At 57.3% G+C, this 24421-nt stretch carries 18 protein-coding genes and 1 tRNA gene; 7 read left to right on the top strand and 12 right to left on the bottom strand.

Features of this window, described 5'->3' with window-relative positions:
• Window positions 1-216: 216 nt before the first annotated feature.
• Window positions 217-294 (top strand) — tRNA-Met (locus tag Q0D41_RS06135).
• 368 nt (window positions 295-662) lie between these two features.
• Here the strand turns inward: Q0D41_RS06135 and Q0D41_RS06140 are convergent.
• On the bottom strand, window positions 663-908 hold the full coding sequence (locus Q0D41_RS06140; protein ID WP_294376726.1) for a hypothetical protein: 246 nt from the start codon (window positions 906-908) through the stop codon (window positions 663-665).
• Between the two features lie 315 nt (window positions 909-1223).
• Between Q0D41_RS06140 and Q0D41_RS06145 the strand changes: the two genes are divergently transcribed.
• Window positions 1224-4052, top strand: a complete 2829-nt coding sequence (locus Q0D41_RS06145; protein ID WP_294376728.1) for a DNA methyltransferase — start codon at window positions 1224-1226, stop codon at window positions 4050-4052.
• Window positions 4036-4923: a DUF4268 domain-containing protein gene (locus tag Q0D41_RS06150; protein WP_294376730.1), complete on the top strand. Its 888-nt coding sequence runs from the start codon at window positions 4036-4038 to the stop codon at window positions 4921-4923. Before Q0D41_RS06145 ends, Q0D41_RS06150 begins: the two co-directional genes overlap by 17 nt.
• A 122-nt stretch (window positions 4924-5045) precedes the next feature.
• Here the strand turns inward: Q0D41_RS06150 and Q0D41_RS06155 are convergent, their stop codons facing one another.
• Window positions 5046-5276: a hypothetical protein gene (locus tag Q0D41_RS06155; protein ID WP_294376732.1), complete on the bottom strand. Its 231-nt coding sequence runs from the start codon at window positions 5274-5276 to the stop codon at window positions 5046-5048.
• Window positions 5277-5751: 475 nt separating this feature from the next.
• Between Q0D41_RS06155 and Q0D41_RS06160 the strand changes: the two genes are divergently transcribed.
• Window positions 5752-6102, top strand: a complete 351-nt coding sequence (locus Q0D41_RS06160) for a hypothetical protein (protein ID WP_294376735.1) — start codon at window positions 5752-5754, stop codon at window positions 6100-6102.
• Between the two features lie 705 nt (window positions 6103-6807).
• Here Q0D41_RS06160 and Q0D41_RS06165 read toward each other — a convergent pair.
• From Q0D41_RS06165 to Q0D41_RS06195, 7 genes are all read right to left on the bottom strand, one after another.
• The gene (locus tag Q0D41_RS06165; protein ID WP_294376737.1) at window positions 6808-7701 is read right to left on the bottom strand and encodes a relaxase/mobilization nuclease domain-containing protein; all 894 of its coding nucleotides are present in this window, start codon (window positions 7699-7701) and stop codon (window positions 6808-6810) included.
• Window positions 7698-9677, bottom strand: coding sequence for a type IV secretory system conjugative DNA transfer family protein (locus tag Q0D41_RS06170; protein WP_294376739.1), 1980 nt, complete (start codon window positions 9675-9677; stop codon window positions 7698-7700). The genes Q0D41_RS06165 and Q0D41_RS06170 overlap by 4 nt, the downstream gene beginning before the upstream one ends.
• Window positions 9670-10107: a hypothetical protein gene (locus Q0D41_RS06175; RefSeq protein ID WP_294376741.1), complete on the bottom strand. Its 438-nt coding sequence runs from the start codon at window positions 10105-10107 to the stop codon at window positions 9670-9672. Before Q0D41_RS06175 ends, Q0D41_RS06170 begins: the two co-directional genes overlap by 8 nt.
• 14 nt (window positions 10108-10121) lie before the next feature.
• The gene (locus Q0D41_RS06180; protein WP_294376742.1) at window positions 10122-10445 is read right to left on the bottom strand and encodes a plasmid mobilization protein; all 324 of its coding nucleotides are present in this window, start codon (window positions 10443-10445) and stop codon (window positions 10122-10124) included.
• Window positions 10446-10465: 20 nt separating this feature from the next.
• On the bottom strand, window positions 10466-11467 hold the full coding sequence (locus tag Q0D41_RS06185) for an AAA family ATPase (RefSeq protein ID WP_294376745.1): 1002 nt from the start codon (window positions 11465-11467) through the stop codon (window positions 10466-10468).
• A 10-nt stretch (window positions 11468-11477) separates the two neighbouring features.
• A complete protein-coding gene (locus Q0D41_RS06190; protein WP_294376748.1) occupies window positions 11478-11681 on the bottom strand; it encodes a hypothetical protein in 204 nt (67 codons plus the stop codon).
• Window positions 11682-11789: 108 nt separating this feature from the next.
• Window positions 11790-11996, bottom strand: a complete 207-nt coding sequence (locus Q0D41_RS06195; RefSeq protein WP_294376750.1) for a helix-turn-helix domain-containing protein — start codon at window positions 11994-11996, stop codon at window positions 11790-11792.
• Between the two features lie 202 nt (window positions 11997-12198).
• Between Q0D41_RS06195 and Q0D41_RS06200 the strand changes: the two genes are divergently transcribed.
• The 3 genes from Q0D41_RS06200 to Q0D41_RS06210 all read left to right on the top strand — a co-directional run bounded on the left by Q0D41_RS06200 (window position 12199) and on the right by Q0D41_RS06210 (window position 16608).
• Window positions 12199-13398: a hypothetical protein gene (locus tag Q0D41_RS06200; RefSeq protein ID WP_294376753.1), complete on the top strand. Its 1200-nt coding sequence runs from the start codon at window positions 12199-12201 to the stop codon at window positions 13396-13398.
• A gap of 267 nt (window positions 13399-13665) precedes the next feature.
• Entirely contained in the window at window positions 13666-15030 is a 1365-nt protein-coding gene (locus Q0D41_RS06205) for a site-specific integrase (RefSeq protein WP_294376756.1), read from the top strand.
• Window positions 15031-15159: 129 nt separating this feature from the next.
• Entirely contained in the window at window positions 15160-16608 is a 1449-nt protein-coding gene (locus Q0D41_RS06210) for an ATP-binding protein (protein WP_294376759.1), read from the top strand.
• Between the two features lie 624 nt (window positions 16609-17232).
• On the opposite strand, the gene Q0D41_RS06215 is transcribed toward Q0D41_RS06210, so the two are convergent.
• From Q0D41_RS06215 to Q0D41_RS06225, 3 genes are read right to left on the bottom strand one after another with little or no spacing between them, the layout of a single operon-like run.
• Window positions 17233-18987, bottom strand: a complete 1755-nt coding sequence (locus Q0D41_RS06215; protein ID WP_294376760.1) for an ATP-binding domain-containing protein — start codon at window positions 18985-18987, stop codon at window positions 17233-17235.
• A gap of 1 nt (window position 18988) precedes the next feature.
• Window positions 18989-21196 (bottom strand): DUF1998 domain-containing protein, encoded by a 2208-nt coding sequence (drmB, locus tag Q0D41_RS06220; protein WP_294376763.1) that lies wholly within the window; start codon window positions 21194-21196, stop codon window positions 18989-18991.
• A complete protein-coding gene (locus Q0D41_RS06225) occupies window positions 21196-24420 on the bottom strand; it encodes a helicase-related protein (protein WP_294376765.1) in 3225 nt (1074 codons plus the stop codon). The genes drmB and Q0D41_RS06225 overlap by 1 nt, the downstream gene beginning before the upstream one ends.
• Between the last annotated feature and the right edge of the window lies 1 nt (window position 24421).

Genomic DNA, 24421 nt, shown 5'->3' on the forward strand with positions numbered 1-24421 from the left:
CGCTCTGCGTTTGGGCGTTGAAGTTCTTATTGTTCGCGAGGGACGAGCGATCATGCCGCGTTTAGGCGCCGAAGTTCTTATTATGATCGAGGAGCGAACGGCTGTTTTGCGCCGATTGTGAAGAACTGGTGATCGGCGGCTATTCTCGGAAGTTCGGTCTTGCATTAATTGCCGAGGCTGGTAATATATTTTCTTGCCTTAAGGCACCTAACATATTGCGGGGTGGAGCAGTCTGGTCAGCTCGTCGGGCTCATAACCCGAAGGTCATCGGTTCAAATCCGGTCCCCGCGACCAAAAGTTTTAGCAGGTCAGAACGGTAAAAGTTCTGGTCTGCTTTTTTATTTTCGACTCTCGAATTCGCCCCTGGGGAAGAATTTGAGAAGAATAGTTTTCACAACCCCTGGCAATAAAAGCAAAAATCTACCGAGAATTGTGGAGATTCGCGAAATCGGGCGATTCTCGAAGAAAAATATTGGGCAGGGAAAGAAGTCGCGGCATCTGAATATATGACGGCAAAGAGAGCTTAAAAGAAGAGATGGCCCCGTTTTCAATATTTTCCATGCCTGAAGGGTCCTTTCTAAACCCGTAAGGCGTGGGAATTGTTGGAAACGGGGCCTTGATCCAATCGGAGCGATGACGCCTGACGGCAATGACGGCTATTTCTATTCCTGGTTATCGACGTCATTGATGCTGCATTCGCTGCGCCTTGTGAACCATCGCCCATATTCCTCCCATATGTGCTTGATTTCGTCGCCTACATAAACTTCGTAGTGCGTGCAAACGTTCGAGAAGAAATCTCGCCCGAACTCCTCTTCGCTTACCAAGTAGCCAGTCATCCAAATGCGGCCGTCTTCGAACCTCAACACGTCCGGCACTCCGCGCCATTGCGGCCCCTTTTCGGCTTTCATGTAAACCCTGTCCTTCTCAAATGGGATGCCACATTTGCCGGCAAGGGACTTTCGCTTGATTTCATACATGGAAATACTCCTTATAATCGAACACTAGTTCGATTATATTCTATTAGAAACGTTTTCGGCGAAAGTGGCCTCGTCGTCCTTATTGCGTCGCTCGTTGCGACGAAGGCGCCCCTACGCTGCTTTGCCTTGTTGGTCCCACCCTCCATAAAGGCCCTTGCTTTGTTCGGTTGCAGCGCTTGGGCGTCGTCAGACGCCGCGTTGAAGTAGAATCAACCTTGATCAATCCCAAGGCGAAAGTGAATGCGTATGACCACCATTGAGCAAAAGCGCGCGGCGCAGGAATTCGTGAAGCGCTGGAAGGCGATGCCGTGCGTGGAGGAGGAACATTCGCGTTCGTTCTGGATTGAGCTGCTCGAAGACGTGCTGGGGCTGCCCAATGCCACGCATTTTCTCGAATTCGAGCGCAAAGTCAAGGGCCGCAAGATCGACGTCTTCTACGAGGACATGGGCATCCTGGTCGAGATGAAGGGCCGCGGGATCAGCCTTGACAAGGCATCCGAGCGCAGCAAGAAGGCGGGCGAGGAAACGCCCTACCAGCAGGCGAAGTGGTATGCCGACAACCTGCCGTTCTCGATTCGCCCGCGCTGGATCGTCACCTGCAACTTCGACGAGTTCCGCATCTACGACCAAGAGAAGGAAAACCAGGAAGACTATGTGTCGCTCGCGCTTGACGAGCTGCCGGCGCAGTTGCATCTGCTGGCATTCTTCGCGAACAAAGGCAACTCGCGCATCGAGCGGGAAAGGCAGCTGTCGGTAAAGGCCGGCGAGCTGGTGGGCAAGCTGTATTCGCAGCTCTCGCGGCAATACAGGAATATCGAGACCGACGAGCATGAGCAGCGCAGCCTCAACGTGCTCATCGTGCGCCTGGTCTTCCTGCTCTACGCCGAGGACTCTGGGCTTCTGCATGAGAAGGACGCCCTGCTCAACTACCTGAAGCGTTTCCCCGCCGACCAGATGCGCCAGGCGGTCATCGACCTTTTCAGGGTGCTCGACACGCCCGATGCCGAGCGCGACCCGTACCTGCCCGAATACCTGTCGGCGTTTCCGTACGTTAACGGCGGCCTGTTCGGGGCCGACGGCATCGTGGTGCCGCAATTCACCGACCAAATCAGGCTCGACCTTCTGCTTGAGGCGTCGCAGAGCTTCGACTGGTCGGGCATCAGCCCCACCATTTTCGGCGCGGCGTTCGAGAGCACGCTGAACCCCGACACCCGCAGGTCGGGCGGCATGCACTACACCAGCATCGAGAACATCCACAAGGTCATCGACCCGCTGTTCCTCGACGACCTCAAGGCCGAGCTCGCCGAGATCGAGGGTGAGAAGGTCGAGAAGAACCGCAAGATGAAGCTGCGCCGTTTCCAGAAGAAGCTCAGCGGCATCAACATCCTCGATCCGGCCTGCGGCTCGGGCAACTTCCTCACCGAGAGCTACCTGTCGCTTCGCAAGCTTGAGAACCGTGTGATCGAGAGCCTGCAGGGCGAGCAGATCGGCATGGGATTCGACGAGGAGTCGCTCATCGAGGTCTCCATCTCGCAGTTCTACGGCATCGAGATCAACGACTTCGCCGTGAGCGTCGCCAAGACCGCGCTGTGGATCGCCGAGGAGCAGATGATGGAGGCAACGCAGGAAATCTTGCTGCAGCCTTTCGACTTCCTGCCCCTGAAGAGCAACGGCAACATCCGCGAGGGCAACGCGCTTCGCATGGATTGGAATGACGTGCTGCCGGCGGAGAAGTGCAGCTACATTTGCGGCAATCCGCCGTTTTACGGGGCGTCCATGTGCTCCGCCGAGCAGAAGCAGGAAATCGTCGACCTGTTCGGAAAAATCAAGCTGTCGAACTCGCTCGATTATGTTTCGGGCTGGTATTACAAGGCGGCCGAGATGATGTCGGAGGAACCTTCTATCGGCGCGGCTTTCGTGTCGACCAATAGCATCACGCAGGGCGAGCAGGCGTATCCCATCTGGCATACCTTGGCGAGTCGCTTTGGGATAATGATCGATTTCGCTTGGCGAACTTTCATATGGGACAGCGAGGCGGCCGATAGGGCGCACGTTCACTGTGTAATCATTGGCTTTTCGGTCGGGGGGACCCGTTGGGGCAGAAAGGTTATCTACGACGCCTCCGGCGATGGCGTCGATGCGTCCAATATTTCCCCTTATTTAATTGACGCACCAGATGTTGTGGTTCAGTCGCGGACGAGGCCGATATGTGCCGGTGTTCCGGTTATGAAGAATGGTTCGAAGCCCACTGATGGCGGATGGTACCTATTTACGCCGGAGGAAAAAGACGACTTTATCGTGAGGGAGCCGAGAAGTGCGCGTCTGTTCAGGAGATGGGTTGGCTCCACTGAGTTCATAAACGGCAAAGAGAGATGGTGCCTCTATCTGGGGAATCTCCAATGGGGCGATATTGCCGACATGCCTTGTGTCGTCGAGCGTGTCGAGAATGTGAGGCGCGTGCGCCTTGGCGAGGGGCCGAACAGCCAGGGAAAGATGGCTTCGAAGAAGCCGCCGGCGCCTACGCAAAAGAGCGCGCAAACCCCGATGAGATTCTTCTGCGACAATGTCCAGGTCGATCCATATTTGATTATTCCGAATGTTTCGTCTCAGAGGCGTTTTTATGTACCCATTGGCTTTATGCCCCCCGACGTTATTGCGTCGAACCTTGTTGCAACCGCCGAGCATGCCGAGCCTTGGCATTTCGGCGTACTCACGTCGCAAGTCCATAATGCATGGATGCGCATCGTCGCGGGAAGGCTGAAGAGCGATTATAGATACACGCCTGGGTTGGTATACAACACGTTCCCTTGGCCAGACCCCTCTATTGGGCAGCGAGCCAAAATCGAGGTTTGCGCCAAGGCCGTCCTCGGGGCCCGCGAAGCCCATGCCGGCAAATCACTTGCCGAATTGTATGACCCCGACAAGATGCCGGCCGATTTGCTTGCTGCGCACAAGGCGCTCGACGCTGCCGTCGAAGCCGCCTACGGCGTCGATTTCGGCGGCGACGAGGAGAAAATCGTCGCGCACCTGTTCAAACTGTATGCTGAGAAGACGGCGGGTGAGCGACGTGACTAAATACAACTTGGGAGAGATCAAAAGGGTCGAGCTGCGCGACGTGTGGCCGCATGAGGCGCACGACTTCACGAAATGGCTCTCAGAGGAGTCCAACCTCGCGCTCTTGGGCAGCGAGATCGGCATCGAGCTCGAGCTCATCGAGACGGAATCCTCCGTCGGCTCGTTCAACGTCGATATCTACGCGCAGGAATCCGGCACCGGGCGAAAGGTGGTCATCGAGAACCAGCTGGAGGATACCAACCACGATCACCTTGGCAAGGTCATCACCTACGCGGCCGGCAAGGGCGCGGAGGTCGTGGTGTGGGTTGTCGCGCACGCCCGCGACGAGCACCGCCAGGCCATCGAATGGCTCAACCAGCATACCGACAGCGACTTCGGGTTCTTCCTGGTCGAGGTGGAGCTGTGGGCGATAGGCGACTCGCTTCCCGCGCCGCGGTTCAACGTCGTGGAGCAGCCCAATGAGTGGACGAAGGCCATCAAGCTCAGCGAGGGCCTGTCGGATACCGAGCGCGTGAAGCTCTCGTATTGGACGAAGTACCGCGATATTGCGCTCTCGAAGCCGGAATTCACGAAGGAGTTCAATCCCCAGAAGCCCAGCAAGAACTATTGGACCACGCTGCGCTGCGGGACCTCGGCATACCACATCGCGCTGTTCATCGACACCCAGAAGGGCAGGATAGGCGTCGAGTTCTACGTCAACGACGACAAGTCCATAGGCCACAAGGCCATCGACAATAGCGGATTGTTCGAGGGGCGGCTCGGCCTCAAGGCCATCCCGTTCGACGCGAAGAAGGCATCGGGCCTGCGCTTCTATCAGGATGGATGCCCCATAAAGGGCAACGAGGACGCATGGCCCGGCTATATCGAGTGACAGCTCGGCTGGGCGCTGGAAATGAAGAAGGTTCTTGCCGAGATAGGCCTGTAGGCGGCATGCCGCGAATAACCTCGGGGCGGCGCCAAAAGAATGCGACGCGGGAGGCTGGGCTGGACCGCCTACTCCCTCGTCGCGTCGATGCACGCCGTCAAAAGGCCGACGGCATCATGAATCTGTTCTGCCTCCATGTCGAGCAGCGACGCGATGCAATACGCTTGTCCGTCGGAAAGCCCCGGGCGAGGTGCGCCGAGCGAGTCGAACAGCAGGTCGCGCGCGCCTTCGATAATGGGCCGCGCCCTTTCCACAGCGTCGCGCGCCTCCTCCAATTCGGCCTGCCTGTTGGCGCGCATTCCTGGATTTTCTACTCCTTCTCCGCCTTTCACCCCATGCCTCCATTCGCTTGATTTGTACGACGGGGGCCATGATAGGATGCAAGCCTTGCCGAAACCTTGCCCGTTTCTTTCGGGAATCCTGCGCTCTTCCTCGCTTTTCCACGCGAAACCCCGTAATCTTTCTGGCCGCTTTCCCGAACCGCGCCGCCGGAATGCCGGTCCCCTCCTGCTTGAGCGGGATGCTTCGAGGCTCTCCGACCTAATTCGATTTCTTTCCGTTTCGCGCCCCTTCGCCCGAAGGGCCGCACGGTCGCGCATCGCCACGCCCACGGCAAGGCGCTCGAGAATTTTCGAACAATCCCGAAGGGCGCGGGTTTCTTCGGAAATTCCAAGCCCGCTGCGCGGGTCTCGCTTGCCCCTTGCCGAGCGCGCGGCGATGCGCGGCGAACGGCCCAACGGGCCGAAGGGGCCCCAAAGCGGAAGGAGTCCGAAAATGGGCATCGAGATCACTGAAGAGAGATGCCGCAAGATGGTGGAGACGCTGTTCGAGCGGAAGGGGTACGAGGTCCTCGAGCCGGGCGAAGGCGAGTATTCGGGCGTCGTGGCCGTCGACGGCGGCACGATGGTCTTCACGAAGGTCACCATGTCGGGTCCGGGCAGCGATTTCCCGTCCGACGGGCCCGACAGGCGCTCGGCCGAGCGCAGCGCGATGGCCTGGCTCGCGGCCCACGAGGACATGGCCGACGCGCCCATGCGGTTCGACCGGGTCGACGTCGTCGCCGTGTCCGGCGCATACAAGAAAGGCATCGCCAGGCACAGCATCTCGGTTTTGTCCGGGCTGTAGGCCGAAGCCGCCCCGGAATCACCGGGGCGGCTTCTCTGCCCTCGCCATATCGCCGCATGTCCGCCATCGTTGGGTTCTGGGCTCGCGCCCAGGCATGGCTTCGCCATGCGATATCGGCCTTGGCGGCCGATGCCCGCGCCCACGCGGCGCGGGCCCGCTTCGCCGATGCGGGGCTTCTTGTCGAAGCCCCGCATCCCGCTTCGCTCTCGCTGCGCGCTGCGTTCGATGCCTCCCCATGGGTCGGCATCACTGCGCGCTCCGCTCACGGCCGCGTCCGCCGGCTCAACGGCTCCCCATGGGTCGCCGTTATCCGGCCGGCCGCTCTCGCGCCGACGTGGAACCCGGCCCCCGCGCGAAGCCTTTGGCGGCTTCGCTTCGGGCCCGCGTCCCGCTGGCGCTCACGATTCCACATGCCCGAAGCGCCGACGACCTGGCTTCGCGCACGTGGAATGCAAGATTTACATTTTTACGTACGAAGCCGCTTCGCGACGTCGCCCGCACAAATCATCTTGCCCCTGCCGGGGTGCTCGCCGACTACCGCGCGACCCGTCGCGTGGGTTCGGCTGCGCCGCTTTCGCCTATGCGTTTCGGCAAAAGTAAAGGCCTTGCGGTTTAATCTCGCAAGGCCTTCGGTTTGCCGCTATCGCGGATCTTCTTGTGTGCGCGGCGTGTCGTGCGGCGCGGGCCATCCGTAGCGCTTCCCAGCTACCCGTCGCGCTCCATTCCGTCGCCCATGGCGCGGCCCATCTGGCGGGCTGACTCCATCCCGAGGCCGCGTGCGATGCCCGCGAGCGAGAAGCCGCGGCCCAGCTTGTAGCCGCGGTATTTGCGGCCGCTCGGCGCCCGGAAGACGGGCTGCCTGCCGTTCGCGCTCACCGACATCCTTATGCCGTCGGATTCCAGGCGCCTCGCCAGCTCGCGCATGCGGTTGCCCGGTGGGGCGTCGCGGGCGATTTCGCTGGCGCGCTCGCGCACCCGCTCGCGCACGATCTGCTTCTCCGGCTTGGCGCCGCGCGCGCCCATGGCACGCTCGGCCTTGCTCGGCTGCATGGCGTGGGCCATGGAGTTGCGGTTGCCGCGCTCAAGCTGGCGCAGCCCCCATCGCTCGTCGAGCTCGCGCATGTGCGATGCCCTGGCGCTCTTGCCTTTCGCGCCCAGCCCCTCGCACAGACGGTTGCCGGTTTCGAGGTTCGTCCTGTTCAACGCGATGTGGACGGCGTAGCGTGACGTCCCGTCGGCCTTGCATTTCTCCTCGTGCAGGCAGAAGGCGGCCTCGTACTGCGGATAGTTGCGTTCCAGCCACTCGCGCGCGAAGGCCATGCACGCCTCAGGCGTCATTTTCCCGCCCTTTGGGGAACATGAGCATTCCTCTGGAAGGAAGGAGATCACCTGGTGGTACATGTAGGTGGCCTTCGCGCCGGCCTTTCCAGGCTCGTCATGGCCGTAAGCGCGCCTCGTTGACTTGCACTCCCGCTCCCAGTTTTCGAAGCGCGACAGGTTTTGGGTACCGCGCATGAGGGCGCGGTCGTCGTCCAAATATTTCGACAGGGCCATCAGGTGGGCCTTTGAGGCGACTCCCTTCTGCTTGATGACCGTCATAGGAAGTCGCCATCCCATCGCGCCCAATCGTCTTGGATATCGCGGTCGGGTCCTGCCGTTTCGGCCGCATCCCCACCGCCGTCCGCCGTGGGAAATTTTGGCATCCATGCTGGAGCGAGGTCCCCGCCCGTGGTCGCCGGAAGGAGCATCTGCTGGCGCACGTGGAATTCGGTCTGCTTCAGGATGTTGTCGACGGGGTCGCCCAGCCCGAAGAATTCGCCCGCGGGGGTGTTCGGGGCGTATTCGGCGGGGAAGGCGAACACGCCTTCGCGGCCCGGCGCCGAGTTCTCGCCGCCCTTCACGGCGATGATTCCGTCTCGGATGGGGATGCGGCTCTGCCATTCCCACGGCCTGATCAGGTCTTCCGCGCGCTCTGAGTACGTCTCGCTGCTCGATGTCGCGAAGCCCGCGCCCTGGCGGGTCTTCGACACGTTGAGGGATCTGATCGTGCGCTTGCCGCATAGCTTGGTGAAATATTCCCCGTCTTCGGGATTGGAGAGCTTGAGTGCCACCTTCGTGCCCATTGAGCCGAGCAGCTTGTCTCGGCCGGCGTTCTGGTCGCCCGGCTTCGAATACTTGTTAATCTGCTTCAAATTTTGTATGAAAACGTAGACGTGCAGCTTCATCGACCGGCCCAGGGTAACCATCTCGGGAAGCGCGTCGACCTTGGGCATGTTGCCCCACTCGTCCCCGACTATGGCGGTGGGATGCGGCATCCTGCCGCCATTCGCGCGGGCCGATTTCTGGGCGGCTCGCCACCATTGCGACACGAATACCGAGAAGATGGTCAAATAGGGGTCGTTCTCCTCAAGCATGTGCATGTAAACGATTGATTTTTTGTCGACCATGTCCCCGATTGTGACGTCGCTTTCCGCCGTCATGCGGCGGATGCCCTCGTCGTTGAAGATGGATATGGCCTCTTTGAGCGTCGAGGCGACGTTCTTGCCCGCCGTGGTGGCACCGAAGTCGCTGAGCATGTCGCCCGCCGCCATGTATGCGGGATGCGCCGGCCCCAGCGACCTTATCAGGTCCTTGAGCGGGGCGGACGGGTCGCGCGGGTCGTCGCCCGCCGTGCCCGCGTTAACCAGGTTGCACACGGACGCCATGTTCTTCCATGCGCGCGGGATCGACGGTTCCATGGCCACGACCAGGATGCACGCCGCAAGCGCCGAGCGCGCGGCCCTGGGGAAGTAGGTGTTGGCCTCGTTGCCTATCGGGATGAGGTCCGCCGCGATCTGGCGCGCCGCGCGCTGCGTCTCGGCTATGTCGCCGGCTTCGGCGGCGTCGACGACGGCGTCGAGCATGTTGAACCGGCTGGCGCCTGGGTAGCCGCGCAGGTCGAGCACCACGCGCCTGTAGCCGAGCTCGTCGGCCTTGTCGCCCGTGAGCTCGAGCAGCTCCTCCTTGCCGGTGACGATGAGGTTCCAGCCCGCCGCCATGCAGAGATGCGTCGTCTGGATGGCGAGCAGGACGCTTTTGCCGGCGCCCGTGGCCCCGACGACGCATGCGTGGGGCACCGCCGAGTCGAAGTAGTAGCCGCGCTTGGTCGACCCCAGCACCAGCCCCGCCTTTTCGGGTACGCCCTTTCCGTTCCAGTAGTCGTTCTTCGTGCGCAGCTCGGCGCGCGACTTGATTAGCCGCGCGTCCCCGAGCGCGCCCTCGTCGGCCTCGCGCGTCGGCGCGCCGAGCTTCTTGATCGCGCCGGCGGCGCACATGCATGCGGTGAACAGCGCGATATACGAGAGCAGCGCTTTCATGCCGGCGGGACCGGACGCGAAGGCCCCAAGCAGGGCCAGGTAGTTGCCAAGCAGGTCGCCCGAGAAGAAGAACGACGAGGCCAGTCCGAGCTGCGGGGCGGATTTCGTCATGGCAGCAATGATGAACGGCGTCGCGAACGGCAGCGCCATAATCGACAAGAATACTGAGATGGCGAGGAAGGCCGCCGCCTTGGCGGCCTTCTTTTCCCTGCTACCCACGGAGCATCGCCTCCGTGGCATAGAGCGGCGATGTGCCGACGGGCTGCGCACCGAAATTGTCGACGAGCATGAACTTCCAGCCGTAGGGCTTTCCGGCGTACGGACCATATTCCCAGCGGGTCAGCATGAGCTTTTCGAGCCGCTTGTATTCCGCGAGGAGGTCTCGGAAATGCGACGCCTCCATCTTTGCCGGGGTATTGCGGCCGACCACATGGAGGTCGGGCAGGTCTGTGAGGTAGATGAATAACGTGCCGGGCGCCTCGCTTCCGTAGTCGGCCCTCGGCACCTTCTCATGCATGGGGTCGAAAGCCTGCACGTAGTAGGCGCATGCGGCCTCGCCCATGCGCTCGGGGTTCAATATCTCGGCTCCGGCGGGGACGAGCCTCTTCTTGCCGTTCGCCAGGTATACGATCTGGTGCTGCGATTTCATGGGTGGGTCTCCTCTTAAAGGCTGTTCCTGGCGCCTGCCAGGAATTCGGATACTTCGACGGACGAGGCTTCGACGGCGCGCAGCGCCGCACGGAGCTCGGTTTCGACGTCGACGGGGCTTCTGGTGGTGTTCAAGACTCGCGCGCATTGGTTCAGCAGGTTGCCGGCGCGCTTGCCGTTCACGTAGATTCGCCGAAGTGTTTCCGCGTCGGTCCTGATGACGGGCCTGTCGTCGTCCTGCAGCGCGCGCCTGCGCACATAATCGCTGGCGGTGACGCCCGCCGAGGCGGCGCGGCGGAAGATCTCGTCGCGCTCGGCCTCGGTCAGGCGCACCTCCATGCGGGCGCTTCGCCCCGCGCTCATTCGGCCGGCTTGCCGTCGGGCGGCTCAATCAGCTTGAGGCCGATAAAGCGCGCGCTGGCCGTGCGCCGCCGGGAGTACTCGATGCCGCGTTCGGCCAAAAAGTCCTTATATTCATTCAGGTATTTCCCGATGACGCTTGCGGTGACGTCGCAGTCATCGAGCGCGTCGGCGAGCTGGGAAGGCGTGCCCTCCCAGTCGGTTCCGCGGGCGCGCATGAAGTCGACCGCCGCCTTGACAGCGCCGGGCATTGACCGCTCGACGATTTCGTCTCGGCTGGTCTTCTCGACGTACGTCCATACGCAGTTCTCGAAGCGGATCTTATGCTCCGAGGCGTCGACGTCGCGGCCGGTGATGGACAGGATGGCATCCTGGTCGAAATAGTTACGCTTGGTGATCATGATTGCCTCGTCGGCGGTGCCCATCAGGCCGTTTCCGCCAAGGATCGTGTTGAAGACGTTGGCCTCGTCACCAAGCTTGCGGGTGTGGTGCACGAGGACAACGGTCGCGTCATGCTCGTCGGCGAATCGCTTGATGAGTCCGATTTCGTCGTAGTCGACGGCGTATGCGTCGTCGCTTGTGCGGACGTCGCGCACCTTCTGCAGCGTGTCGATTATGACGAGGGCGGTGTCGGGCCTGCGCTCGAAATGCATCTCGAGCTGGGCGAGCAGGCCGCGGCCGAGCGTCTCAGACATGATCGCGAAATCCAGGTCGTTGTTCGCTTCGTCGACCAGCGTGAACAGCCGTTGTTGGACGCGCTCGTACTTGTCTTCAAGAGCCAGGTAAAGCACGGGGCCTTTTCGCGTCTCGTGGTCGAGGAAGGGGAGCCCGAGGCTTATGCTTAGGGCCAATTCCAAAGCGAACCAGCTTTTGCCTGCTTTCGGCGATCCGACCAGCAGCGTGGTGCCTGGGGCTATGAGGTCTTTGACCAGCCATTTCATGCTTGGTAACGGTTCGTCGAGCAGTTCTTGCGCGGTTTTGGTGACCAGCGGCTTGACCAAATCGCGGGTGCTAACCCCTCTTCGCGGCGCGCCAGTTGCCGCGCTCGTCCCTGACGGGGATGCGGCGCGCGGCATCGTAGAGGGCATCGAGCTTGCCGGAAAGCTCGATGACGACGTCGGCGAGCTCGTCGACGCTCGGCTTGGGGCCGAGGCCGCATCGCGCGAGCCGGTCTTTACGCGATTGCATCGCACCGAAGTAGCTTTCTGCGGACATTTCAACTCCTTGGCGTTCGGATCTGCGCCGAGGTTGTAAAATCCTGGGTGCAGCGGCTTTGCTGTGATGGGTGCGTTGTCTTGGCGGATGGGGCGCCCATCTTCTTTCTTACCTGGCAATCTCTGCCTCCTTGTCTTTTTCAGGCGGTTCGAGCCCGAGTTCGCGATACAGAGCACTTCGCGGAATGACCCACGTGCCGCCGAGTTTCCTGAACGGCAGCACTCCGCTTTTCGCCATCTTCTGGGTTTTTGAGTAACAGCAGTTCATTACGGTCGATGCCTCCCTTATCGAAAGCAAACGATCAGCCTTTTGCATCCTTCGCCTCCTCTCCTTCGGTTGCGATTTTGACATCTCCAGTATAACGAAAAATAGCAAAGAAGACGCAGAAAAGCAAAAAATAAAAAAGAAGATTTGCGATATAGAAAGACGAATTAATATTATTGAGAATGAAATGAAATAATTTCAAATATTGCAAATTTTGCGATTAGAATAGAAAAAAGCAAGAAAAGGGGGATAGATGCCGAGGAAGATATTCGTGGCCAGAAACATGAAGGCCAACCTCCATTCGGTCTTCGAGGTCCTGCCTGCCGACCGTGCTCAGGAAAGGCGCGGCGTGCTGGGGATCGACGATTTCAATTCCCTTTCGGGCTGGAAAAGCCTAGACGAGCTGTTCTCCGTCTTGGAGCGCTTCGGCCCATTCATCGCCTCCAATCTGCATGAAGGCGTGCCGAGGCTCATGCCAGTTTCCGACGTGATTGATATGCTCACGACCGGGGGAGACTTCGGAAGGATCAATGAGGGTGTGCTCCAAATGCAGCTGTACCTCGACGGCAAGACGGGCGGGTATCCCTCGAAGGCCTCCACGGGCAGGGCGATCGCCGCATATGGGCTTTTCGAAAACGGAGGCATCGAGGAGCTCATCGAATGGAGGTCGATGGACCCTTCGCTTATGGTGGCGATCGAGCCGATATCGGATTTGACGTTCGTGAGGAACATCGCGAGCCTGCTTCTGCGCATTGTGGCCAATTACCAGAACGAGCGGATTGACGATGTGCTTACTGCGAGCGGGTTCAAGCAGTATGACTCAAACTTCTGGGGCGTCCTCTATAAAGAGGCGCGCAAATCCTATCTGATGATTCCATTTCGCCACAATCCCGGGATGGATGGCCTGCTCGCCATGTCGCCGAAATGGTGGAGAAGCGCTGGGGCGTACGACGTTGGCAACTCGCTCGGAAGCAGGATTGCGATGCTCAGGCCCGAGGGAAGCGATATGGGGTTCGGCTCGATCGGCGGGGCTGTGGAGGCTTCGGCGCAAGTGGCGAACGGCAAGCTCGTGAAATTCATCAATATCGGGTTCGACTATTCCAGCGAAGACACGAGGAAATACCTGGGCGTTTTGGATGCAGGGAACGAGAGGGAATCGGCGCGCCATTTCATCGAAGGCGCCGCATCCATGTTCAGCGAGCTCGACGGCGCAGGAGGGGCCCCGCTTGGATGGGAGGTTGGGAATATGTCCGACCTGTTGGACAATAACTCCCCCAAGCCGTTATTCCATACGCTCGCGGCTGCGATCATCGGAACCGTGCTCCTGCGTTACGACATGATTCCCTCGGTATGCAAGAACTGTGGCAACGGGATGATGGTCAAACCCAAGGGGAAGCGCAGGGAATTCTGCTCGGATTCCTGCAGGTCCCAGTATTCGTCAAAGCCTCGATGACAGGAGAGATGCGTGGATTGGGCTTATCTAGCCATGATGGCTGTTGCGCTGTTGTGCGGTGTCGCTTTCGTCGCCATTCGCAACTACCTCGGTTGGCTGAAGGCGCGTGGGAATGAGACGGGCGTTTATCCTGAGCGTTCCGTAGGAGAAGTCTTGGCCTCGACGCTAATCGTTGGGTTGGTCTGGGGGCTGGCATTCTGCGTTCTTGCGGTACTTGCCAGGGCTGCGATTGCGGCTTATTTGCTCGTTGTCGGGTAGGTTTTGCGAATGACGACAATCCCCCGAAATAAAGGCAGCTATTCGCTCAGGAAGTCCGGAAGATATCAAATTAGATACCCGCTTGGATGGAGCGACGCCAAAAAGAAATACGACGACTATCGTGAAGAGACGGACTCCGAGCCAGAGGCCATAGCACTGCTCAAGCAGATCAACGACTACGTCTACCACGGCGGTGTTGCGTCCGACGTGCCGGCCTGGCGCAAGGCGCAGAAGGAAGGGGCCGTCGACAAGGGGAAAACCCTCGACGAATTCGCCGCCGCCTTCATGGACTTGAGGAAGAAGAGGGGGGAGCTCGCGGAGCGGACCCTGTCAAGCGACAAGAGCTGCTACCAACGCGTCTCGCCGTACCTCGGCTCTAAGCAGTTGAGGGAGATCACTCCGTTCGACATCGAATGCGCCTACGCGAATATGAAAAGCGGTGGGAGGTCAAACCTGAACGGCCGGGCGTATTCGGGGACGACGGTCCAGAAGTCCCACGCGTTTCTGAACCAGGTAATGGAGCGGGCGCTCGATTACGGGATCATCGACAAGAATCCCTGCGATAAGGTCAAATCGCCGAAAAGGGACACTCCCGAGAAGCAGGCCCTCGACGCGTTCGGCGCCCGCGCGCTGTATCGCTTCATAACCTCGGAGGACCTCACGGCGCGTTCCGTCGGCGTGTTGATCGGCCTTTTCTGCGGGCTTCGCCTTTCAGAGATGCTCGCGCTCCAATGGTCCGACTACAATGGCGGCGTGATTAGCGTGACGAAGAGCCTCGCCAAAGACAAGCAGGAGTTCAAGAGCACGAAGAACGAGGACACGCGCGATGTTCCGTGCCCCGCGGCCCTCATCGCCGTGCTCGAAGAGTGGAAGGGCATGCAGCGGGACTGGTACTCCGACAACGGGCTGAGGTGGTCGCGGTCCGTACCCATCGTTCAGAGCAAAGTCGGCAACCATATATTGCAGCGCTCGTACGGAAGGTGGTTCGAATCGGCACGCCTAAGATATCCCGTTCCTAATGATTTCGGCTACCATTGCTTGCGCCATACCTACGTGACGCTGATGGTGACCGACGTCAAGACCGATGAGGAGACCGCGAGGAGCCTCTCAGGGCACAGGGCCATGCAGTCTCTGCAAACCTACGTGCACACCGACACCGCCCATCTTAAGCAGGCAGTAAAGAGCTATGGGGAGCTGGTTGCCCCGAGTGGAGGCTTGGCATGTTGCGCCAATTGCAAAAGATGGACGCCTTCGCCAGACGATTATGCGAAGGGGGCGTGCTGGGCGAATGATTCCAGGATTGATGTTACCTATGCCTCGAATAAATGCAGCAAAGGGAAATTCGTAAGAGGCATAGAGAATGCGAAGTCGTAATCTGAGAATGAGGAGGGTTCGCTGCCTTTCTAGCGATACGGCCCCGTTGCCCATCTGCGTTGCACGAGTGTTTGTCGCCCATGACCGTTGGTTTATGATGGTCGATGTCTAACGATGAAGGAGGCGCATATGCAGCAGCCCATAGCGACGAACGACGTCGCTCTCTTTTCCTCGATGAAGGAGAGCCAATACTTCGATCGCAAAAGCGCCCGCAAGGATGACAAGGAAATCGCCAAACATATAAGCGCGTTCGCGAACGCCGCTGGCGGCAAGCTCGTCATTGGCATCGAGGACGACGGCGAGGTGACGGGCTTCAAGCGCAACGGCGCGCGCGACATCGAGAATTTCGAGCGCGCCCCGATCGCCACGTGCTCCCCGAGTCCCATCGTGCATAAAGAGCGCATCCCCGTGGTGAACTCTTCGGGCGAGGATGATGCGATTCTCGTTCTCGACGTTGAGGCTTCGCCGAACCATGTCGTATCGAGGGCAAGCGACGGCGAGGTTTTTCTCCGCCAGAACGACAAGAGCGTCAAGCTGACGCGCGAACAGGTCACGGCGCTCGAATACGACAAGGGGCAACGCGTCTTCGAAGATGAGATCGTGCCGGATTCCTCGATCGACGACATCGACCGCGAAGCGCTCGGTCGATACAAGGAATCGCTCGGCACCGAAGCATCCGACGAGCAGGTGCTCAGGAGCCGACGGTTCATGCGGGACGGCAAGCTTACGGTCGCGGGCGCGCTGCTTTTCGCCCAAGACCCCTCGGCCATGATGCCGCAGGCGCGCGTGCGCGTGCTGCGCTACGACGGCGTGAGGATGGAGACGGGCGAGCGGCTCAACATCACAAAGGAGCGCACGTTCTGCGGCCCGCTGCCCAAGGTCATCGAGGGGGCGTACGCGCTCATTTCAAGCATGCTTCGCGAGTTCCAATTCCTCGGTCCCGACGGCAAATTCCAGACCGTGCCCGAATATCCGGAGTTCGCGTGGTTCGAGGGCCTGGTCAATGCCGTGACGCACCGCGATTACGCCTTCCGTGGCGACTACGTGCGCGTCTCGATGTTCGACGACCGTCTGGAAATCGTGAGCCCGGGAGCGCTGCCCAACATCGTGACGCTCGACAACATGCGCGAGACGCGCTACTCGCGAAACCCGCGCATCGCCCGCACGCTCGTCGAATTTGGGTGGGTTCGCGAGCTCAACGAGGGCATACCCCGTATCTACAGCGAAATGCAAAATATGCTCCTGAATGCGCCGACGTACTCGGAGCCCGACAATGCGAAGGTCAAGCTCACGCTCGAGAACAATATCGTGGCGAGGAGCGTCAGGCGTCGCGAGGCACTGGACGACAGGCTGTCGCCGGAATCCCTTGCCGCGCTGGGCGAATACGAGCTCGCCGCCGTGCGGCTCGCGTTCGCCAATGGCAAGGTTACGGCGGCGGAACTCGCCGATCACATCGGCCGCAGCAAGCGCACCGCGATCCGCGTGCTCAAGGGCCTGGCGGGCGAGGCGGGGATTTTTGAATGGCACGGATCGGGTCCGAATGACCCTTGGCAGTTCTACGCCCTCCGAAAGGAATAAGGCCTTGACGCCTTTCGGCTCTGTCACACCCCGTGTCACACCTTTGTCACACCTTTGTCACACCTCGCACTGCGTCTTCGGCGAAGCGCGTCGCGATGGGTTGTGTTGCTTTGCTTGGAAGGCGATGCGCTATTAACGCATTGATGCGCGGTGTGGGGCGATATGACGTCATGGTCCCATGGACTCGTTTCCCGTCATTTCTGTCATTTGTGTCATCTTCATAAAAGGGGAGGCCCAATAAAAGGCTCTCTAGCAAAAGAAAAATGGGAGAAGAAATGGGCCCCGGCAAGGCATCGGGAAGAAAATGGGGATAGAATCTTGGGCAATCTTTACGAAAGTAAGCCCTGATGTATTAAGATATACAAAGATAAAGGGGCAAACGGGGCAGTTGGCGCTGTCCTCATAACCCGAAGGTCATCGGTTCAAATCCGGTCCCCGCGACCAAAAGTTTTAGCAGGTCAGAACGGTAAAAGTTCTGGCCTGCTTTTTTGTTTGCCATGTGGAAAACCCTGTTTTTGGGTCGAATTTCTCAAAAAAGAATTTTTCGACCCATATTCATATTTCCTTCATATTACGAAGAATTATTTCCGAGCGGCTTGCACGACTACAGTTGTCGGGCTAGTTTTATCCAACGACGGCATTCACCTTTTTCTTGAATTCGTTAAACGGCCTTCTTCGTGCCCGGATTCCCATTGCTGCTATGGTTTCCCCGAAATCGTCTTCACTCATGTTGCACACGATTCTCAGCTCTTGTTTCGCCCTTGAGGCACCAGTGTAAAACAGCAATCCTGGACGCCGTGTGCAGCTGTTTTCGCAAGAATGCTCCTCGGCCCAAGTTCGCATGCTCACGTCGACCAATATCACGGCGTCTGCTTCGAGCCCTTTGAATTTTCGGCATGTCGTAAATGGAACGTTGCTCCGCTTCCATTTCGTTCCATCTTCGCCCTTGCGAAGTGCTCCCGTGCTCGCGAAGACGCTTCCTTCCTCGGTGTCGCACGTGAGAATTATGATATCGGTAAGGCCGAGTTTTTTCAGGTCTTCGATGTATTGGTCAATTTTCCCTTCTTGTTCCATGGGATTCTTTGAATAGAAAACCGTTGGATGCCTTCCCTCGGGTGTTCCTGGCATGGATTCGCATGCTTTCTCTTCGGATATTGACCCCATGGAGCACTTCGCGATTTCTTGCGTATTGCGGCAGTTGACCTTGAGCGTAAGTTTGCATTCCGCCTCGTTGATGAAGTTTGGAAGCTCTGATCCTTGAATAAGCTGATACTTGTCATAAAAGACGTAGAGGGTTGAGTTGCTTCGTTCCTCAAGCACAAGCTTGAATGCTTCAAGTAGGCTGTTTCTATCTGTTTTGCCGCGATTGTACATAGCTATCCCGAAGTCCTGCCCTTCGTCTATCACCAGGTGCGAATATTGAAAGGCTGCAGGGTTTTCCAGGAGTTTTTCTTCAAGGAGGGCATAGTTGTTGTAGTTCTCCTTACCGCACTCCAATGCACAGAAGCCATCGATGGTGAAGACGTCAATGTTGGAGTAGCTGCTCAATTTGCCCTTGATATTTTGCGCAAGTAGCAAGTTGAAGCACAGGAATAAAACCTGCTTTCCGCTGGCCGACATCCGTTTTGCTTGCTCGATTGCGATTAGAGTCTTTCCCGAACCTGCCACGCCATTTATGACAGCGAATCTTTGCTCTTGAAGAAAGTCCAGGATGCGAATTTGAGATTCTATCAGCCTGGCGAAAGAGACATCATTGAAGTCGTACCGAGTTCTGGCTGTAGGCACGATATCGAAAGAAGGGCAGAGGATTCGCTCGATAATGGTGCTTGCTTCGTCGTCGTCCAGTTCCTGATTTCGATCTTGGTTTAGCTTAAATATCTCTTGGATTTTTGGTAGCGGGTCGAATAAGTCGTCTTTTGTCAATATCAGGTCTGCCTTGGCTTCGCTCGGAAGGTTGACTTGCCGTATCTGGCCGTTGCTCAAAGATGGAAACCAAACCGCGTAATAGAACCTACATTTGCCAATGAGCCCACCGAGCCCTTTGTCTCTTATCTCATCCATAAGGCGGAACATGATGTTCTTTGCTTGATGAAACGGTCCGCCATGCTTCATGGGGAGCCCGCTCGAATACACCCATTCGCCGTTTCGATATGACACCTGGCCAGCTTTTGCCTCAATGCAGATTACGCCGTATTTTTTGTTGAAGAGGACGAAATCAGCTTCGTTTTCCCGGTATGCCCCGTTGGCAACTGACGTCAATTCCATCGAATGCACTACGACGAAATCGTCGTCGAGAAGAGATAGCGCCTCGTAAATCTTTCCCTCTTGGCTTCTCTTGTCAAACTCTCTTGGCCCAGAGGAAGGAATCATCCTGGCCATGCTATCGCTCTCCTATTCTGGCTAAGAGTTCGTAGGGGTTGGGATTGCTTTCGATTGAAACAAAGGTGTATTCGCCATAGGACCTATTTGGCTCGAGTCCCAATTCTGCGAATTCGTGAGCAGACGGTCCGACGAGAAGCGCAATCCCGGACCTTCGCCATACTAGCGTGGCAACGACGGCGTCGTCATCTTCGATTGAGGAAAAAGGAACGTCCGACCAAGGCATTTCAAGGTCTTTTCCCTCGCCAATTTCGAGTAGCTTGTTTATATACGTTTTCTCACTTTCGGAGCCTGCTTCCGCGAGGGCTTGACGGCAAACGGTATCGAAGTTTTCGTTCGACAAATCCGTGCCCTCGTCAAAATCTGGCGAGAGGATGAATGCTTGCTGGAGGGTTGCGCCTTCGACGCTCTTTTCGCTTTTGAAAAAGCCGATAGAGTTATTGTCCAAGGTCCCGACTAGCAAGCCTCTGTCAAGAAGCCTATTCCCGTTCTCGCAAGATGTTTCTGGAACAAGCGCGCAGCTGTAGCACGCGGCCAGGTTGCATGATTCTGGTCCTTGTCCTGGCGACTCTATGCAAATGGGATCGCACGAGCACCATCTTGCCTTTTCTATCGCCGAGTCAAAGATTTTCTCGAAGCGGCCCGGTTTTCCGGATCTGACCAATCCGCCAAGCGACCCTTCGCTATCGCTTGACGCCGTATAGATAAGAAGCCCGAGCGTATTTTCGTGCCGTTCGTTGCCGTCGATGGTTTTATCGCAATAAATTCGCTCACGGACCGATGCCGCCGAATATCCGCATTCCTCGCTGAGGCTAAGCATGAGGACGTGAGCGAGGGTATGTATGAGCGCATATAGCGGATTTAAAGTCTCGTGAGGCTTGTTCTGCCTGTCGCAATGCTCGTCATAACGGTTCTGCATAATGGCAAAGCGGTTTTTGACACTAGGCGTCTGAGCCCATTTTTCGAGCGCTTCTTTGTTGAAGGACAGAAAGATTCCCTCACCGATCGATTGTAGCCCGATAGTCCAATCGACGCGCTTCCTTGAAAGCTGGGCTCTTCTTTCGGCAAACGACAGTCCATCGTTGTGGTCGGGGAGGAGGCGGGAAAATCCGACGAGCGCGCGGGTTTCTCTTAGCGTCGAAACGAGGCTTATGCTGTCTACCGCTTGCGATATGTAGTCGGAGCGGTAGCTGTCGATAGGCATGAGGCGAGCCTCGAAGACGGACTTCTCGTTGAGTGCCGCATCTTTCAGGACGTGGTACTCTTCTTCCATGAAATCGCCATCGGAGCAATCGTTGCCATCCTCTTTATTCATGTCATTGAAAATCGAAATGATGGCTTCTTTCTTCGCCGCATCGTTTCCTGCGATGACGTTTGCCATGTCGTCGAGCATCTTGTCCGAAGTGGCTAATTTGAGCATGTCGTAGTTTTTTTCCACTTGGGAAACCAACTGGGGGTCTTTCCTGCTTGGAATGAATATGGAACTAAAAACATCCGCGTACCAAACATTGGTGCCACCGCGTTGCACGACCATAAGCTCGTAGGGGTCTGCCGTGCAATTCCCGTGTTGCCTTAGCCAGGGTTTGTTGCCAGAACACCGGTAGCCTATTTCGGCTAAGGCGCCTTTGTTGGTGATTCCCGCGAGGCTTCGGCTCATACTGCACGAGCACTTGTATTCGATGTCCGCCAGGCTGGCTGTTCCGCCTTTTGTGATGCGCTTTATCGTATGCCTGTCCGGATTGTCAACATGGCCGCGATGGACCCATTCCAGGATAGGCAGATCGTCGATGTGGCCGTCTGGGCAGACTACGATGAATCGCTCGGGGATGAGGTCTCGTCGACCGTATCCCTTGCAGGCGCGATTCTGGCATTTGGGGGGCTTTAGGTCGTTGTCCCTGCATTTGACCATGGTGTGGCATTCGGGGCAGTATAGCCAACGGGGAAACCTCGTGGCTGGAATGCGAGTTGATTCACGCGGGGCGAGGAGTTTCCTGACTCCGATATGTTTGGCTAGGCGTGGGTCGCGCACTTCTTCCATCTCCGAGCCCGATTTGTACGGGAATGCGTCGAGGCCGCAAATCATTAAAGACTCGCCGCCGGGGCACGGCATGATTGCGCCGACGCCGTAGGGTCCGAAAAGCTGGGTTTTCCGTAGATGGAATTCGTGCTTGGTCTTTGGTGCTTGCCTCGATTTGCCACGTGCAGACATTATTCCTCCTCCTCATCGTCGTCTGATACATCGTAATAGCTGACAACTTGCACTCGGCATTCTCCCTCGACGTTTCGCATTGAGGTTGGAACGGCGAAGCTTCTCTCTTGCCAGTCTTCGGGTACGGTTGCTCCCCTTACATACATGAGCGGGGTTTTCTCCTCCATCTTTTCCCTGTCGCTATTGAGCTCTTCCCAGCGTTCATGGGTGAAGTCTTGCCAGCGTTGGACGATGGCGTCGATCTGGGCTTCAGTTGCGACGGCCTCGTCTTCATCGATTGACTTAACGCGGTCGACGATTGCCCCCTTGGCTATTTTGATGTCTTCCAATCGAGGGTCGTTGTAAGCGTTGTCTCTACTTGTCAGAGATCTGCACATGCCGATTAGCGTGCCTGGCATGGCTCTGTCCCTGACTTGTGGCGAGAACGCCGTAAGGGAGGAGGGGCCAACATGTTGATAGAAACTCATATGGTAATGCTTGAAGTTCTCGTAGTGCGATCTGTCTCGGGGCCTCTGCGTTCCGTACATGACGAATACCATCCCCTTGGTCTCGCTGCGTCCTACGCGGCTCGTCGCCTGTATGTACTCCGCAGTTTCTTTCGGCTGGCCGGCTACGACCATGGTGCCTAACCTGCCAACATCGAGGCCAACTGATATCATGTTCGTCGCGAGACATAAATCTATGGCCCCTGGCTCATCACGAGGTATTTTGAGCTCGTCGAGCCCTTTTTTGACTTCTGGCGCGTCGATTCGCCCTGTGAGTTCTGTAAATTTTCGCAGGTAGCGTGGCTCAAGCTCCTTGTTTGCTCTTCGGTATTCGAAGAGCCGCTCCTTGATGTCACTGTCGGCCCATGTGGCGGCCTGGCCGAGCTCCCTTGTCGTTCCGTAATAGCCGACAACCGTCCAGTACGCGTCTTTGTCTTCGCTGGGCAGATTCCAAGTTACTGGTGTCCAGAGGAGGCGGGAATATAGTCGAATGCTCGCTGTCGCATACGAGAGGTTGGGGATATACAAGCCGACATATCTTCTTCCAGGCTTTTCGAAATCGGTGGCAGAGAAGAAGGAATCGTCGTGATTGATTCCCGAAGGCGGGAACTGGAAGATTTTGTTTGCAGGGACATCAAACAGCTCATGGCATTGCTCGGCTGCCCTGCTTACGGTGGCTGTTGACGCTATGATTTTCGGCCTCTGCCCATTTCGCTCGCAGAGCCAGGACACGAGGGTCTCGTAATGGGCGACCATTGACCCGAGGGGCCCCGTTATTAAATGCAGTTCGTCTTGAATGATGAGCTTCGGCGCTCCAATTCGTCGCCTCTTGGCGTCGATGCCGAATATTGCGTAGGACTCTGGTCTGTAGGGAATCATCGCGAATTTATCGACTGTTCCGAGCAGGAGGCTCGGCGGATTGGAATAAATGTCCTCGTCAACGACTTTGAGGGGCAATGGGTTCTGTTTGTTGCCAAAGTCGCATTTGCTGTTCGGGCAGACGAACAGCAAAATTTTATTGCCCTCCTTGTCGCGAGCTTCGCGATATCCTTCGCCTTTTTCGCCCATTGGTGTTCCGCACCATGGACAGCACGAGACGGGGATGGTTCCGTCGGGCTTCGCACCGCTTTTCAAGTCTTTCCGTATCTTGATGGCCTGCTCCCAAGTGTTTGGTGAAGCCGCAGAGCCAGCCCAAAGGCCAATGCTGAAGGGCTTTTCGCCAAAAAGGGAGGGCTCGGCCTTTCGCATGGTTTCGAGCGCGCAAATTAAAGATGCCGCTCGATCGAACTGCTGCGCCGTTAGCAATCTCAGCGTATACCTCATGATTATGCTCGAACACGCAGAAGCGCTGTCAGTGAGCCTTTCGTAGATGAGAACGAAGGCTGAAAGTCCGAGGTATGCCTCCGTTTTGCCTCCGCCTGTTGGAAACCAAATCAAATCGACGACTTGATGGTCATCGCAGGCGCTATCTATCGAGGATTCGATATTCATGAGGAGGAAAGCTATCTGGAACGGGCGCCATTTTCTCAGTCCGTGAGCGGGCTCTCTGATAACGCTGCATTCGTTTGCAACGACGCTGTAGTGAAGATGCTGACTCAGCATCGCTTCATTGGCGCGAGTGAAGGCGGTTCGGGCTTTTTCGTTGCATTTTAGGATTTCGACGCCACGACGCATTCTTTCAAGGCAGTGTCTGCATTTTGAAATGTTGTCGTGTGCTGCTTGGCTATATTGAGCAGGGAGTGATTCTGCCTCAGTCTCAATTTTGTTAATCCAATTATCATAGGCGTTGCACAGCTCGCGAAGCTCATGAACCGTGTTTTCCCATTGTTCTTGTTTCGCAAAGTCGAACATGTCGAAATAACTTGAGGGAATAGACTCGACGCTCGTTTTCACGGGGCGAGTTTCAGCTATCGGCATAATCTCGCTTCGTATCCATGTGGGCCTATTTGTGCCATCTTCCCAATTTGCCGCGCATCCGTGTCCGATTGCGTAATTCAGGACATCTCGATAAATAAGCCTTTTTGACCTCTCTTCCGCCGAAAGATTAATTTTGCTACCGTTGGCGGGAATAGGGGCAAAACCGAGGTTTGAATTTATAGAAAGCCTTGCTTGGTAATAGCAGCTGGAATATTCTGGTCGGTTTCCCGTAGCGTTCTTTTTCGCGTTTCTCAGTGCTCCAGTAAAGACGGTTTCGTTGTCAAAGTGATAGCGGTAGACGAGCATTATTTGAAGGTTAGTTTCTTCGACGTTGATGATTGTGGGGCGGCCTGGCAGCGGGAGCGGGGCGTTTTCGACTGTTTTATGGATTGGGATGCGTTTGTAGCAGGCCGATTCGTTGATAAACTCGCTCTTGTATCGCGCCGCATCTATGGTGAGAGATATTGTGTCGCCTGTTCGTAAAGCGAATGTAAGGCTAATTGCGGACTGCATATCGGCGTTCGAGAGAGCAACGGGTTCTTCCTCGTCGGCAGGGGAATTGGCGCAGTTGTCGCCTGTTTTTTCGGTTTCGGGCGAGTCGTCGTTTTCGCTAGGCGAGTTTTTCGACGAATTGTCGCTGCTGGTTTCGTATTCCTGGAACTCCGAGCCAATTGGATATAGTATGCCAGCGGAATATGCCGATGTAGGTCTGCTCCATTGCGGCAGAACCTCCTCCGAAGAGGGGTCGAGGGGTCCGACAAATTCCTCGTAAATCGATTTGTAGAGACTGTCTCGCAATTCATTGTCTAGCTTAGAATCCATA

The sequence above is a fragment of the uncultured Slackia sp. genome, from assembly GCF_934630525.1.
Classification (GTDB): Bacteria; Actinomycetota; Coriobacteriia; order Coriobacteriales; family Eggerthellaceae; genus Slackia.

Bases quoted from the DNA above. Each gene is read 5' to 3' on its own strand.
- Q0D41_RS06140 (WP_294376726.1), bottom strand. From the start codon at position 908: ATGAAAGCCGAAAAGGGGCCGCAATGGCGCGGAGTGCCGGACGTGTTG.
- Q0D41_RS06145 (WP_294376728.1), top strand. From the start codon at position 1,224: ATGACCACCATTGAGCAAAAGCGCGCGGCGCAGGAATTCGTGAAGCGC.
- Q0D41_RS06155 (WP_294376732.1), bottom strand. From the start codon at position 5,276: ATGCGCGCCAACAGGCAGGCCGAATTGGAGGAGGCGCGCGACGCTGTG.
- Q0D41_RS06160 (WP_294376735.1), top strand. From the start codon at position 5,752: ATGGGCATCGAGATCACTGAAGAGAGATGCCGCAAGATGGTGGAGACG.
- Q0D41_RS06165 (WP_294376737.1), bottom strand. From the start codon at position 7,701: ATGACGGTCATCAAGCAGAAGGGAGTCGCCTCAAAGGCCCACCTGATG.
- Q0D41_RS06175 (WP_294376741.1), bottom strand. From the start codon at position 10,107: ATGAAATCGCAGCACCAGATCGTATACCTGGCGAACGGCAAGAAGAGG.
- Q0D41_RS06180 (WP_294376742.1), bottom strand. From the start codon at position 10,445: ATGGAGGTGCGCCTGACCGAGGCCGAGCGCGACGAGATCTTCCGCCGC.
- Q0D41_RS06190 (WP_294376748.1), bottom strand. From the start codon at position 11,681: ATGTCCGCAGAAAGCTACTTCGGTGCGATGCAATCGCGTAAAGACCGG.
- Q0D41_RS06195 (WP_294376750.1), bottom strand. From the start codon at position 11,996: ATGCAAAAGGCTGATCGTTTGCTTTCGATAAGGGAGGCATCGACCGTA.
- Q0D41_RS06200 (WP_294376753.1), top strand. From the start codon at position 12,199: ATGCCGAGGAAGATATTCGTGGCCAGAAACATGAAGGCCAACCTCCAT.
- Q0D41_RS06205 (WP_294376756.1), top strand. From the start codon at position 13,666: ATGACGACAATCCCCCGAAATAAAGGCAGCTATTCGCTCAGGAAGTCC.
- Q0D41_RS06210 (WP_294376759.1), top strand. From the start codon at position 15,160: ATGCAGCAGCCCATAGCGACGAACGACGTCGCTCTCTTTTCCTCGATG.
- Q0D41_RS06215 (WP_294376760.1), bottom strand. From the start codon at position 18,987: ATGGCCAGGATGATTCCTTCCTCTGGGCCAAGAGAGTTTGACAAGAGA.
- drmB (WP_294376763.1), bottom strand. From the start codon at position 21,196: ATGTCTGCACGTGGCAAATCGAGGCAAGCACCAAAGACCAAGCACGAA.
- Q0D41_RS06225 (WP_294376765.1), bottom strand. From the start codon at position 24,420: ATGGATTCTAAGCTAGACAATGAATTGCGAGACAGTCTCTACAAATCG.